Origin of the sequence: Wolbachia endosymbiont (group A) of Bombylius major, from assembly GCF_947251895.1 — a bacterium.
In the GTDB taxonomy this organism is placed as follows: domain Bacteria; phylum Pseudomonadota; class Alphaproteobacteria; order Rickettsiales; family Anaplasmataceae; genus Wolbachia; species Wolbachia pipientis.
In genome coordinates, this window is sequence record NZ_OX366395.1 from 1,364,475 (window position 1) to 1,377,617 (window position 13,143).

The following is a 13,143-nucleotide window of genomic DNA, read 5'->3' on the forward strand; positions in this document are numbered from 1 at the left end:
TCTTAAGTTGACGCCATTGCCTGAACGACTGCTTGATTTAAGGGTAACGTTTTAACCATAAGGTCACTAACTCCTTAATATGTGTGTTCATAATTTGATTTTCCACGAAAGACATAATAGCAATAACCAGTGTAAGTTAAAATGATTGGTAAAAGCGGTATTATAACAATGAGCATTAAAGATAAACTTGGCCCAGAAGCAGCTGCATCCAGAATGGTATATTGAAAAGGTATAATCCATGGGTAGATACTAATTCCTAAACCTAAATATCCCATAAAAAAAATAGCAATACTGAGAAAGAATGGACGGTACTCCCGTTTAGTATTCTGAAGATCAAACCACAGCATGAAAAATAGCCAAGATGTGAGTAATGGAATAGAAAATAAATAATAAAAATTTGCCATGCTAAACCAAAAGTTTTTAATACGTTCATTTAAAAATGGTGTCACTACACTCACTAGTCCCATGAAAATACCTACAAAACCAAGCGTATAAGAAGCAACCTTGCGTGCCCATTCTTGTGTTATATTTTCTGTCTTCATTATGAGCCATGTAGAACCTAAAAGTGCATATCCAAATATCACAGCAATGCCTGTCATTACACTAAAAGCACTTGCCCAATCAAATTGGCCACCAGAAAAGTTGCGTCCGTTTACTTCTACACCATGTATAAATGCACCTAAAATCATGCCTTGGCAAAATGCAGCACCAAGTGACCCAAAATGAAAGGCATAATCCCATAATTGCCTGTATTTTCCTTCTGCCTTAAAACGAAACTCAAAGGATACTCCGCGCACTATAAGGCCAAGCAGCATAATAATGATTGGAATATAAAAAGCAGGCATTAATATTGAATATGCAAGAGGAAAAGCAGCAAACAACCCTCCACCACCCAATACCAACCATGTTTCGTTTCCATCCCAAAATGGTGCAATTGAGCTTATCATGTGATCACGGCATTTATCTGACGGTGCAAAAGGAAGTAAAATACCAATACCTAAATCAAACCCATCCATTAAAATATACAGTAAAACAGCTATGGCAATTAGTAATCCCCAGATTAGGGGTAAATTAATTAAGGAAGAAAAATCAAACATGATTGTTGTCCTTTCCAGATGTACCAGCATCAATCACTGAAGCTCCAATACCGTGTTTATAAAATTGCTCTTCTTCTTTAATGACAGGAATTCCTTTGTATATAAGTTTCAGGATATAGTAACTGCCTGCTCCAAATATAAGGGTATACATAACGATAAATGCAATCAAAGACCATGCAACCTGAGGACCGGTAATCACAGGTGAAAATGATTCAATTGTGCGCATAATTCCATATACAGTGTAAGGTTGACGGCCAATTTCAGTAGTAAACCAACCTGCAAGTAATGCTATGAACCCAGACGGCATCATTAACATCCACCATCCATGCAAGAAACAACTTTGGAATAACTTGCCACGAAAGTATTGTATAACACTAACTAATCCAATCATAATCATTAAAATTCCGATTCCAACCATTACACGGAAGGACCAAAATACCCATACTACAGGCGGTCTATCTTCTTTTTTCCATTCCTTTAATCCTTTTACTTCTCCTAAAAAATCATGTGTTAAGATCAAGCTGGCAAGATTAGGAATTTTTATTTCGTAGTGATTAATTTCATTTTGCTGATCCGGATAAGCAAATAAAAGTAAGCCAGCCCCTTTTTCGGTTTCCCATATACCTTCCATTGCAGCAATCTTAGCAGGTTGATGCTTTAGTGTATTTAATCCATGCCTATCTCCCATGAACAGCTGAAATGGTGCAGCTAAAGCTACCATAATGGTTGCCATACCAAGCATAATTCTTGCTTGAGGAGCATGTCGTTTTCTCCAAAGATAAAATGCTCCTACACCACCAACCACAAAAGCTGTTGTAAGATAGGCTGCTGTTACCATATGAATAAAGCGATAAGGGAAAGAAGGATTAAAAATAATCTCTAACCAATTGGTTGGATATAGGAGACCATCCTCACCAATCGTGAATCCAGCGGGTGTTTGCATCCAACTGTTGGCTGCAATAATCCAAAAAGCTGAAATAAGCGTTCCCACTGCAACAATACAAGTAGAAGCAAAGTGCATACGAGAACTTACTCTATTCCATCCAAATAGCATAATACTCAAAAAAGATGCCTCCAGAAAAAAGGCTGTTAAAACCTCAAAGGAAAATAGAGGGCCGAGAACATTGGCTATGCGGTCAGAAAAAATCGACCAATTGGTACCAAGTTGATATGACATTACAACTCCAGATACCACTCCCATGCCAAAAGCAACGGCAAAAATCTTGATCCAGAATTTATAAACATCACGGAAACGTGTATCACCAGTCTTAAGCCAACACCATTCCAAAAAGGCTAGAAAACTTGCAAGCCCGATCGTGAAAGCAGGAAATATAATGTGAAAGCCTATTGTGAAGGCAAACTGAATTCGAGCTAATAATAAAGGATCAAATTTAAACATTTTACCTAATACCCATGTATTACAAATAATAGCCAAATCTGCCTATAATTCAATCCATTTTTTCACAAAATTGACCTTACCCAGAAAAAGTAGAGAGAAAGTTAAGACGTTTTTGTCATGAGAATAAATTGTGCAGGAATACAACTGTTCTCCCTTGTCATACCGTCACGGTATCTCTAGATTCCGCTAACACGTAGCGGAATGACGATTGTCAGGCCAGCGCCCCTATGATGTCATCCCAGTGCTTGACACTGGGATCCAGGAAACTTAGTTGCAAGTAATGCATTGGGTTTGGTGAGTATGGGTTTTGCGTTATAGAATGAAGCACTTTTGGTGAATTTATAAAGAAAGCTGGATCCCAGTGTCAAGCACTGGGATGACACCCTACTAGCAGAAGTTACTCTCAAATGTTTGTTCATGTTAGCTACAAATATTAAGAAATTTACCAAACGAAAAAAAAGGCAAAAGAAGCCCTAGTCATTGTCTGTTTTCAGTATTGGCGTTTTTTAAGTCTTAAACGCTGCAATTTAGCTGCTTTTAAATGCAACTCACCTTAGTTTGAATGTTTAAGAAATTTACTAAGCAGAAAAAAAGGCAAAAGAAACCCCGTGTTAGCTAGTTGTCACTCTCTAATCCTGCAAATCGGCGTACTATACTGTCTTAAACGACTTATAAGCGCGTTTCAGCTTATATAGGTAAAAACCCAGAAATGTTGTGAAGACATAAGGTGCACATAGTGCAAAAAATTAAACATGAGACGCCAAATACGTTGAGTTTTTTTGTCATTTTATCTGTACAGAGAAGATAAATAAATAGCTTCAGTTTCATGATAAGGGGGTTGGCGAAGGGTGTCAAGTAACTTTTGCATTTAATCCATTTCTATGGCTTATATAATAATCGTTATTGTAGTATAATTTAGAATAATGCAATAGATACCTAAATGTTTTAGCTATTAATTATATGTTGCACAAAAGCATATATTGCCCTACCATCCAAGTAGGTTAGAAATAAAGAGGTTTTTATGAGTTTTACTTTACCTGAATTACCATACGATAAAACAGCTTTGGAGCCTTATATATCTGCAAAAACCTTAGATTTTCATTATGATAAGCACCATAAAGGATATTTAAATAAACTCAACGAGCTAGTTGAAAATACGGATTATCAACATGTAAAAATTGAGGAATTAATAACAAAAGTGCATGGTAATAGCGGCAACTTGCCTATATTTAATAATGCAGCACAAGTTTGGAATCACACTTTTTATTGGAATTCAATGAAAAAAAATGGTGGTGGTAAGCCTAAAGATGGTAGTCTTCTAGCAAAAAAAATTCAAGACGATATCGGTGGCTTTGATAAATTTTATGAAGAATTTTCGAGTCATGGAGTAAGCCAGTTTGGCAGTGGATGGGTATGGTTAGTGCTCGAAAAAGGTAGGTTAGGAAAGCTCAAAATCACCAAGACTCCAAATGCAGATTTGCCAATAATTTATGGCCAAGTGCCACTACTCACTATGGATGTGTGGGAGCACGCCTATTATTTAGATTGTCAAAACCGTAGAATTGACTACATAAAAGTTTTCCTTGATCATTTGATTAATTGGGATTTTGCAGAAGAGAACTTAGAAGAATATATGAGATGAATATACCCCGGGTAACAAAATTAGATAATGGTCTGCGCATAATAACTGAGCAGGTGCGTGATATTGATTCCGTAGCTTTAAGCATACGAGTTGGTGTTGGCAGTAGAGCAGAAAGTGCAAAGCAAAATGGAATATCCCATTTTTTAGAACACATGGCTTTCAAAGGGACGAAGACAAGAACTGCCTTTGAAATTGCAAAAGCTTTTGATGACATAGGTGGAGTTTTCAACGCTAGCACCGGTAGGGAAAGCACCACCTATTATGCAAAAGTCCTCAAGAAAGACATAAAAACTGGTATTGATATATTAATAGATATATTGATGAATTCTACGTTTCCAGAAGATGAATTGGAACGTGAGAAGGGTGTTGTAATACAAGAGATTTTTCAAACTAATGATTCACCAAGTGACATTATTTTCGACAAATATTTTGAGGCAGCTTATAAAGACCAACCATTTGGTAGGTCAATCTTAGGCACGCAAAATACTGTAAAATCTTTTACTCGAGGAGATCTAGATAATTACATAAATGAGCATTACTTTGGTGAGAATATGCTATTTGCCGTTGCAGGAAATGTTGAACATGAAGAAGTTGTTGCATTAACCAAAGATTTTCTCTCAAAGATTCATTCTAAAAAGCTGAAAAAAAGCCAAAATGCGAGCTGTACTGGTGGTGAGTATTTAGAACATCGTAAATTAGATCAGGTACACTTGCTAATTGGTCTACCTAGTGTTTCTCGCCATGACGATAAATATCACACGTTTCAAGTGCTTGATTCTATATTAGGGAGCGGAATGTCATCACGTTTATTCCAGGAAGTAAGGGAAAAGCAGGGATTAGCTTACTCTGTTTATTCATTTAATTCCAGCTATACTAATACAGGAATGTTTTCCATTTTTGCTGGTACAGACAGTAGTAACTTAGATAAGCTTTTAAAATCTATAACGACAGAGTTGAAGAAGTTGTCTACAGATGATCTGAAGGAAGAAGAAGTAAATAGAGTGAAAGAGCGAGTAAAATCCCAAATTTTAATGTCACGCGAAAGTGTTAGCTCACGTGCTGAAACATTGGGACACTACTACGGTAACTATAATAGGTACATCAGTAAAAATGAATTAATAGAAAAAATTAGTGCAGTTACCACTGCTAACGTAAAAAAAGCAGCAGAAGAATTGTTATCTCAGCATGAAAAAACCACTCTAGCTGCAATTGGAGAAATTGAATCATTGCCAAGTTACGATAAAGTGGTTTCTATGCTTAAAGCTTAGTGTACTTTAATTATGTTGCTTAGGCTTACTAAAAAGTTCAATGAACGGTTGCAAAATCCTTTCTATAAAAAGTTTGCTTTCTGGTTCATCGCGTATATTACTCATCAGTTTATTCAAAGTTTTCTCGCTGTTTCGTAAAAATAAATAGCTTTCTACTGCTTGCACACCAGACAAGACAGTCAAAATTCCTCCTATCACTAGACAAGCAGCTATAGCAGGTACGGTACCCACTGCAATTGCAGTTGTGATTAATGATAACCCAGCTAAAAATGTAACGGCTGAAATGCAAAACGCTATTTGATGCTTTTCTTTATTGCTAACCATAAATATCTCACAAAAACTATATTTCTAACATACCAGTGTTGTCATGTATTGTCAAGTTTTTAAAGAAGATTAAAAAATGCAACGCACATGTGCAAAAGACGCTAACTATGGATTAGTCAAGGAAGAAGGAGTAGGAAGGCTTTTTCTGTTTTAGGGAATATAAAATAAGCGTAGAAAAAATATGAACTAGGTGTATAATTCACAGTGTAATGGTATCTCACTAATCCAATTATTTTTCTCCTGATCTAGCCTATCATCCAATATTGCCTGCCTTATCGATTCCATCAGCTTATTCATAAAGAAAACATTGTGAATGGTAACGAGCGTGTAAGCCAGGAGCTCTTTAGCTTTCAGTAAATGGTGTATATAAGCTCTTGAATGTTTTCTGCAGGTAAAACATAAACAGTCACTTTCAATTGGGTTGTTGTCCAGCTCAAATCGTTGATTCCGCAAATTAATATGCTCTTTGCACTTTGAAGAAATAGAATTTCTGTTTTTTACTTTAACAAGTGCGCCACCATGCCTTGCTAAGCGGGTTGGATGCACGCAATCAAACGTGTCAATTCCAAGCTCTACTCCGCGAAAGATGTCCACAATTCCACCAATACCAAGCAAATGAGTAGGCCTGTCTTTTTTCAGGTGGTCCATAGTGAAAGAAACTACATCATGCATCTGCTCTTTACTTTGACCAAGTGATCCACCTATTGCTTGACCAAAAAATGGCAAATCGTTGATAAAATCACAACTTTCTCTACGTAAATCTTGATACACTCCGCCTTGACTAATTCCATACAGTGCCTGCTTGCCATTATTGTTTTTTTCAAATTCATTTAAAGAACGTTCAGCCCATCTGTGGCTCATGAGCATTGATTTTGCTGTGTATTCTTTGCTTACGTGAAATGGAGTGCATTCATCTAAAACTAGGATTAAATCTGCACCTAATTTCTGTTGAATTTGTACAGATTTTTCAGGAGTTAAGCAATAAATTTTACCATTAATGTAAGAACGGAAAATTGCCCCATCCTCATTAATTTTGATCAAAGTTTTTTGTTTTTTTCTTATTCCTTTTATCTCTTCTGAAACTGATCCGTGGCCTAAGCTAAATATCTGATATCCACCTGAATCAGTTAGCATTGGCCCATTCCATCCCATCATTTTGTGCAAACCACCAAGTTTTGCAACAGTATTCTCTCCTGGTTGAAGCATTAGGTGATAGGTGTTGGAAAGTATGATTTGGGTACCAGCTTCACTTATTCTTTCAATATCTGCAGCTTTAATTGCAGCTTTTGTTGCGCAGAATATAAAAGCGGGGGTTTCTACGCTTCCATTTGGAGTTTTAATTGTTCCAACTCTTGCAGAACCTGATTGTTTGATTATCTTAAATGCAAATTCTTCTTTCATCTATTTGCCTGAAAGTTCTGTTATGATGTTTTCTACTTTCTCAGGAGTAAGATTTTCATAGAAGTCATTATTGATCTGCACAACGGGAGCGTTAACGCATGCACCTAGGCATTCAACTTCTTTTAAAGTGAACAAATTATCTTTAGTAGTCTCACCGATATTGATTCCAAGTTTCTTTTTAAAGGTATTTAAAACTTCTTCACTATTGCACAACCAGCAAGGAGTTGTTCTACAAATTTGTATTAGATATTTGCCTACTGGTTTTAAATTATACATGGTGTAAAAATTTGCCACTTCATATACACGAATATGTGGAATATGCAGCATATCAGCAACATAACGCATAGCAGGTTCAGAAACCCATCCGCATTGCTCTTGAACCAGATATAGTAAAGGCATGACAGCACTACCTTCTCTGCCTTTAGGATACATCTCTATAAACTTTCCTGCTTTCTTGAGGTTTTCTGATGTAAAACTAAACTGCTCTTCTTTTTCTATCATTCATGAGACTCGTGTAAACTTTAACAGATTATACCTGTAGAACCAATGATTGCAATTGTTGGTTTTTTGAGAAATAGCATAAAGCTTCTTAGCCCTCTTCAAGCTTATATTTACCTTTTAGTATAAAATATTATATTAATTTTTTAATTTTAGTTAAAATTTTCATTGACATTAACACACAGGAGTAATCATAATAGCATTTTATTAATATTTTAAATAAAATTATGTCTATATTAAGAAAATTGCTCGGGATCAACTCAAATACACCGGAAGTTAAAGAAGCGATAGGTTTTAACCCAGCAAACGTAGGGTTGATTGAAGGAGATGGAGTCGCTTATGGACTCAGCTATCAAGATAATGGTAATGGGAGCAGTAAAGTAAAATTACTTATTAGTCCATTATATCAATCAAAAACATACGAATGTAGTACAAATATCAGCGTAGCAAATGAATTCAAAGATCAATTATCTCTCACATTAATAGAAGATTCAGCTGAAATAGATAAAGTTGGAGTTATCTTTCCTGAAGAAGGAATTAGCGAAGAAGGAGAAAAATGCGTTAAAGGCTTATCTTTTAAAACTTACGGAATTAAACAATCAGTTAATACTCCTTCAGTTGAACATTTAGATAAAAGAAAATTACAAAAGAATATTAATAATGGTAGTCTTGCAAATGTGGGCAATAGTTACTTTCAACCAAGAGCAGCAAAGGTTGATAATGGTGATGTAATTGTAATCGCCTATAACTTAAAGGATCAAACTTTAGTTTCTTGATACTTAAAGTCAAGCGAGAGCGGAAAATTTAAGGTATTGACTGGAGAAAAAGGTGTTACAGAAAGAAAATTGTTCAATTTTGATAATCAGGGGCAATTGGCATTAAATGGAAACACGATGCTTTATTCGCAAGTGAGCAGAAAAATTATTGGGGATCAAGAGGTGAGAAAAACACATATTTTCAAATTTGATATGGCTAAAGTGGTTGAGGATCTAAAAAGTGGAAAGAAAGATGAATGTTTGCTTGGTAAGAAAAATTGTCAGATAAATAAAGTGCCATCTTTTTCTAGTGAATATGAAATAAGCTTTTTGCAGTATGTGAAGCGAATCAAAGGCGATGATCTAGTTGCCTTTCTTGCAGGAGGCCGGTTGCCCAATAAACAAATGTTACATTTAACAAGTCTTGTTAAAAATGGATCAAAATCGAACTTTACTGTTTGCGAATTTGCAGATTCTATAGAGCAATTGTACGTTAAAGACAGTGGTCAAGACAGTTTTATTGTAACTGCAGTAAGTGAAGAAAACATCGCAATTTTCAATCATCAGAGATTTGAAAAACCTTCTAAGGTAACAATAATACCGGCAAGTAGTATCAAAACTCTCAGTGATTTTGTTGATATCATTAACGGTCGATTGATTCCTGGTATTATTAGCAGTACTATAGCTCCTGTAACTATTACAGAAACGGTTGTGACTTCTAAGAAAACGCCGACTGCTGCAATTACTAGCACAGCAGAAACCGACGCTGTGAAGACTACTAAATTGACAACGGAAGCCGTTGCACCTACTTCTACAATAAGTAAACCTTCAACGGAGTCAACGACAGTAGCAAAAACAACTACTACTTCACAAGCGACCACGGTTGCTACAACGTCAACTAGTGTGCCGATAGTAACTTCAGGGACTGAGACAAGTACTGTAAAACCCACATCAGCGACTGTTGCGTCGACTTCTACAATGAATAAACCTTCAACGGAATCAACGATTCAAACAAGTACAGTAACAGTGAAGCCAACAACAATAGCAAAAACAACTACTACTTCACAAGCGACCACGGTTGCTACAACGTCAACTAGTGCGCCGATAGTAACTTCGGAAACTGAAACAAGTACTGTAAAACCTACAACCGCAGCTAAAGCAACTGTTACTCTGCGAGCAACAACAGCTACTGAACGAGTTACGATGTCAACTAATGGACAAACAACCTTGGGGCAAACCGTGTTCACTATACCGAGCGCTGAAACAAAGGAGTCAACAACTCCTATATTTACCACGACTTTACTTCCTCAAACTACTTCTTCACCACAGCCTACTCAACTTGCTATAGGGTCTAATAGGGCAGGAATGATAGGGGGATCTTTGGTTGGAGCAATAGGTATTGTTGGAATTATAGGATTCATAGCATATAGATATGTTAAGGGTCGTAATGCTGCTCCTGTGTTAGAACTAACTGATTTGGGTTATAGAAGGCGATCATCTTCAAGTAGCGATGAAGAAATTTTTACCACTGGTGACAGAATGCGAACTATATATCAATCTGAAACAGTGCTAAATAGTATATCAGTAGAAAGTAGTAGTCGATCAAGAAGTAGCTCATCGTCTTCAAGCGGTGGACCCGGCTCTTGACTAACTGAAATGGAGTCTAAAAGTGAAAAAAGCTTATCTTGGGATAGCGATGATGTGCCAGAATATCACCTTTAGCTATTTGTCTGAATGTTTTTAATATGCAGACTGTTAGGAAATAGTCTTTTGCTTTTGTGATTTTCATGTTAAAATATAATTCCTGGGTGAAATAAGTAGCTGCTGTTGTGTGATAAACATAGCAGAGGAAAGTCCGGGCTCCAAGGAAAAATAGTGACGGGTAACGCCCGCCGGAGGTAACTCCAGTTATAGGGCTACAGAAAATTACCGCCTAAAATATTCTTAGGTAAGGGTGAAAAGGTGTGGTAAGAGCACACCATGGCAATGGCAACATTGGTAGTCGAGTAACCAACACTAGGAGCAAGATTGAATAGAAGTAGATTTTATGTTTTCCTCATATCTACTCGGGTAAATCGCATGCGGTAAATGGTAACATTTACTCCAGATAAATAGCTACATAAACAGAACTCGGCTTATATTTCACCTAGGCGTTCACATGATACGTGCGATATAAGCCATGCTATATTTAAATGTATTAAACAGGACTTGATATGACACTTTAAAAAAGTAAGTTAAGAATAATAAAAATAAGGAGTGTTAGAAATGAGTACAATACAAACAAAAATACTAAAACCAAAACTAGGATTACTAGAGCTAGCAAAACAATTAGGAAATGTGTCTCAAGCGTGCAAAGTGATGGGATACTCAAGAGATACATTTTATCGATTCAAGGAGTTATATGAAAATGGGGGAGAAGAAGCATTACATGAAATAAGTAAGAAAAAACCGCTATTAGCAAACAGAGTTTCGGAAGATATAGAAAGAGCAATAATTGGCATAGCTACAGAATTTCCTGCATATGGACAAGAAAGAGCTGCAAATGAGCTGAGAAAAAGAGGTATAATAATTTCCCAAGGAGGAGTAAGATCTGTATGGCTAAGAAATGACCTTGAAACTTTGAAAAAGAGACTTAAAGCACTGGAGGCAAAAGTAGCTCAAGACGGAATCATTTTAACTGAAGAACAACTTGCAGCTTTAGAAAAAGTGAAAGAACAAAGGGAAGCTCATGGTGAAATTGAGACGCAACATCCAGGTTATTTGGGTTCTCAAGATACCTATTATGTGGGCAATATCAAAGGCATAGGGCGCATTTATCAGCAAACTTTGGGAATGTTCAAAAAAGTGTGTCAAAGCGCATTTTTAGTTCAACTCAATTTTCAATCTATCTGGAAAGAAAATATCAAGTTGAGACATAGTTAAAGCCCAATTAGGCAGAGCCATAGTCCATTTTTGCTCTACCTTCTTTATAGCACAATATACCTGTTTATACAAGGCATTTGTGCTGGTAAATGAGCCCTTGGTTTTAGTGAATTTTCTGATCTGTCTGTGCAGCCCCTCAATTGGATTTGTGGTGTAAATTAGCCTTCTAACTGGGCTAGAATACTTGAAATAACCAGATAAATTTTCCCAATTGTTCTGCCACGATTTTATAACTAAAGGATACTTTTCTCCCCATTTTTCTTCCAGCTCAAGTAAGTAATTTTCAGCAATTTCTTTACTTGTAGCACGATATATTTTTTTCAAATCATTCATGAAAACTTTCACATCTTTGCTGGATACATATTTTAGTGAATTTCTTATCTGATGCACTATACATAGCTGTACTTCTGCTTTAGGAAACGCACTATTTATAGCTGCAGGAAAGCTTTTTAGCCCATCTACACATGCAATCAGAATATCTTCTACTCCTCTTTCTTTGAGGTCATTTAGCACTCCCAACCAAAAGTTAGCTCCTTCACTTTCAGCCAAATAAAAGCCCAGGACTTCTTTTCTGCCATTTTGGTCTATGCCCAATATATTGTACATACATTTACTTACGCAATGTCCATCCTCTTTGACCTTAAAGAACATCCCATCCATAAATACTATCGGGTATACTGATTGCAGTGGACGACTACGCCATTCATTGATTATAGGCAGTAATTTGTCGGTAATACTTGATATCTCTGCCGCCGATATTTTGTGATCATAAATTTCCTCAACGTGTGACGCTATATCTCTATAGCTCATACCACTGGCAAATGTGCTCAAAATCTTCGTTTCAAGCTCTGGATGTAAGCTTGTTTGCCTTTTTTTGACTATTTGCGGCTCAAAACTTCCTTCTCTATCCCTTGGCGTCAAAAGTTCAAATGAACCGGCACTTGTCCGTAAAGTCTTTCCATTTCTCCCATTTCTTCGATTATTCTCTTCACTTTCAGCTAATAAGTGGTTTTCTATTTCACCTTCCAAACTTGCCTCCAGCAGCTTTTTTATAAATGGTGTTAATGCTCCCTCCCTTCCTGTCAACGGTCTTCCTTCTCGTATAGACGACAGGATATTTGTTTCCAACTCTTTATAATCTACCAATCCGTTAGTTCTGTTTACTACTTTCTGACTCATTGTCACACCTCCATTTTTTTATATCAATTTATTACTTTTTTTTCGGTTTGACACACTTTTTTGAACATTCCCCAAACTTTTGTTGATACTTATTCCAGAGTTGCAATGGTTAAACTTTACACGGACAGAACAGCTATTACAGCTGCAGATCTTCTTAACGATAGAGTTATCCCATTTTTTGATGAGCAGAGAATTCCATTATTACGCATTCTAACTGATAGGGGTACGGAGTATTGTGGCAAGCCCGAAAATCACGCTTATCAGCTATATTTAGGAATCGAAAATATCGATCATTCTAGAACCAAAGCCAACTCTCCACAAACTAATGGCATATGTGAAAGATTCCATAGAACTATGCAAGATGAGTGTTACAATATTATCTTTAGAAAGAAAATCTACTATTCTTTGGAGGATCTACAGATCGATGTTGATCATTGGTTGCGTTCTTACAATGAGACAAGGCCTCACTCAGGCAAATACTGCTATGGCAAAACACCTATGCAAACGTTTTTTGACAGTAAACATATTGCTTTTCAGAAAAATATTAGTAGCATTAAACAACAGCCTGATATTAGTTTTGACTACGTCAATTCTTCTGTCAGTTAATTCTTCTCTGTCAGATTAAATCTTGTCTTTTACAATTTAAATGTATAGGCAT

At 36.4% G+C, this 13,143-nt stretch carries 11 protein-coding genes, 1 other RNA gene and 2 pseudogenes; 7 read left to right on the forward strand and 7 right to left on the reverse strand.

Annotated features, from left to right (window positions below; all coding sequences use genetic code 11):
- Positions 1-74 precede the first annotated feature (74 nt).
- From cydB to OPR49_RS07730, 3 genes are all read right to left on the reverse strand, one after another.
- A complete protein-coding gene (gene cydB, locus OPR49_RS06500) occupies positions 75-1,097 on the reverse strand; it encodes a cytochrome d ubiquinol oxidase subunit II (RefSeq protein ID WP_265027004.1) in 1,023 nt (340 codons plus the stop codon).
- Positions 1,090-2,496, reverse strand: a complete 1,407-nt coding sequence (locus OPR49_RS06505) for a cytochrome ubiquinol oxidase subunit I (protein WP_265027548.1) — start codon at positions 2,494-2,496, stop codon at positions 1,090-1,092. Before OPR49_RS06505 ends, cydB begins: the two co-directional genes overlap by 8 nt.
- 233 nt (positions 2,497-2,729) lie before the next feature.
- Positions 2,730-2,915 carry a hypothetical protein gene (locus tag OPR49_RS07730; RefSeq protein WP_265027005.1) on the reverse strand — a complete coding sequence of 62 codons (186 nt, stop codon included), beginning with the start codon at positions 2,913-2,915 and terminating at the stop codon, positions 2,730-2,732.
- 602 nt (positions 2,916-3,517) lie between these two features.
- On the opposite strand from OPR49_RS07730, the gene OPR49_RS06515 reads away from it, so the two are divergent.
- Together OPR49_RS06515 and OPR49_RS06520 are read left to right on the forward strand one after the other, a co-directional pair.
- On the forward strand, positions 3,518-4,138 hold the full coding sequence (locus OPR49_RS06515; protein WP_010082437.1) for a superoxide dismutase: 621 nt from the start codon (positions 3,518-3,520) through the stop codon (positions 4,136-4,138).
- Positions 4,135-5,406 (forward strand): M16 family metallopeptidase, encoded by a 1,272-nt coding sequence (locus OPR49_RS06520; protein WP_010962800.1) that lies wholly within the window; start codon positions 4,135-4,137, stop codon positions 5,404-5,406. Before OPR49_RS06515 ends, OPR49_RS06520 begins: the two co-directional genes overlap by 4 nt.
- Before the next feature lie 6 nt (positions 5,407-5,412).
- Here the strand turns inward: OPR49_RS06520 and OPR49_RS06525 are convergent, their stop codons facing one another.
- The 3 genes from OPR49_RS06525 to nuoE all read right to left on the reverse strand — a co-directional run bounded on the left by OPR49_RS06525 (position 5,413) and on the right by nuoE (position 7,632).
- Positions 5,413-5,730 (reverse strand): WD_0736 family protein, encoded by a 318-nt coding sequence (locus OPR49_RS06525; protein ID WP_265027006.1) that lies wholly within the window; start codon positions 5,728-5,730, stop codon positions 5,413-5,415.
- Between the two features lie 186 nt (positions 5,731-5,916).
- Positions 5,917-7,131, reverse strand: coding sequence for a tRNA guanosine(34) transglycosylase Tgt (tgt, locus tag OPR49_RS06530; protein ID WP_265027007.1), 1,215 nt, complete (start codon positions 7,129-7,131; stop codon positions 5,917-5,919).
- The gene (gene nuoE, locus OPR49_RS06535; RefSeq protein ID WP_164224454.1) at positions 7,132-7,632 is read right to left on the reverse strand and encodes an NADH-quinone oxidoreductase subunit NuoE; all 501 of its coding nucleotides are present in this window, start codon (positions 7,630-7,632) and stop codon (positions 7,132-7,134) included.
- Between the two features lie 224 nt (positions 7,633-7,856).
- On the opposite strand from nuoE, the gene OPR49_RS06540 reads away from it, so the two are divergent.
- The 4 genes and pseudogenes from OPR49_RS06540 to OPR49_RS06555 all read left to right on the forward strand — a co-directional run.
- A complete protein-coding gene (locus tag OPR49_RS06540; RefSeq protein WP_265027009.1) occupies positions 7,857-8,405 on the forward strand; it encodes a hypothetical protein in 549 nt (182 codons plus the stop codon).
- A 36-nt stretch (positions 8,406-8,441) separates the two neighbouring features.
- Positions 8,442-10,031: a hypothetical protein gene (locus OPR49_RS06545; protein WP_265027010.1), complete on the forward strand. Its 1,590-nt coding sequence runs from the start codon at positions 8,442-8,444 to the stop codon at positions 10,029-10,031.
- Between the two features lie 158 nt (positions 10,032-10,189).
- An RNA gene (gene rnpB / locus OPR49_RS06550) (RNase P RNA component class A) lies at positions 10,190-10,537 on the forward strand.
- Positions 10,538-10,649: 112 nt separating this feature from the next.
- A pseudogene (locus OPR49_RS06555) lies at positions 10,650-11,210 on the forward strand (IS481-like element ISWpi2 family transposase); the annotation flags it as partial.
- Positions 11,211-11,246: 36 nt separating this feature from the next.
- Here the strand turns inward: OPR49_RS06555 and OPR49_RS06560 are convergent.
- Entirely contained in the window at positions 11,247-12,485 is a 1,239-nt protein-coding gene (locus OPR49_RS06560) for an IS256 family transposase (protein WP_265026724.1), read from the reverse strand.
- A gap of 72 nt (positions 12,486-12,557) precedes the next feature.
- Here OPR49_RS06560 and OPR49_RS06565 point away from each other — a divergent pair.
- Positions 12,558-13,091: pseudogene (locus OPR49_RS06565) on the forward strand (integrase core domain-containing protein); the annotation flags it as partial.
- Positions 13,092-13,143 lie beyond the last annotated feature (52 nt).

Excerpts from the sequence above, each read along its gene's own strand:
- OPR49_RS06520 (WP_010962800.1), top strand. The coding sequence starts at position 4,135 with ATGAATATACCCCGGGTAACAAAATTAGATAATGGTCTGCGCATAATA.
- nuoE (WP_164224454.1), bottom strand. The coding sequence starts at position 7,632 with ATGATAGAAAAAGAAGAGCAGTTTAGTTTTACATCAGAAAACCTCAAG.
- OPR49_RS07730 (WP_265027005.1), bottom strand. The coding sequence starts at position 2,915 with ATGAACAAACATTTGAGAGTAACTTCTGCTAGTAGGGTGTCATCCCAG.
- OPR49_RS06505 (WP_265027548.1), bottom strand. The coding sequence starts at position 2,496 with ATGTTTAAATTTGATCCTTTATTATTAGCTCGAATTCAGTTTGCCTTC.
- OPR49_RS06540 (WP_265027009.1), top strand. The coding sequence starts at position 7,857 with ATGTCTATATTAAGAAAATTGCTCGGGATCAACTCAAATACACCGGAA.
- OPR49_RS06560 (WP_265026724.1), bottom strand. The coding sequence starts at position 12,485 with ATGAGTCAGAAAGTAGTAAACAGAACTAACGGATTGGTAGATTATAAA.
- OPR49_RS06525 (WP_265027006.1), bottom strand. The coding sequence starts at position 5,730 with ATGGTTAGCAATAAAGAAAAGCATCAAATAGCGTTTTGCATTTCAGCC.
- cydB (WP_265027004.1), bottom strand. The coding sequence starts at position 1,097 with ATGTTTGATTTTTCTTCCTTAATTAATTTACCCCTAATCTGGGGATTA.
- OPR49_RS06515 (WP_010082437.1), top strand. The coding sequence starts at position 3,518 with ATGAGTTTTACTTTACCTGAATTACCATACGATAAAACAGCTTTGGAG.
- tgt (WP_265027007.1), bottom strand. The coding sequence starts at position 7,131 with ATGAAAGAAGAATTTGCATTTAAGATAATCAAACAATCAGGTTCTGCA.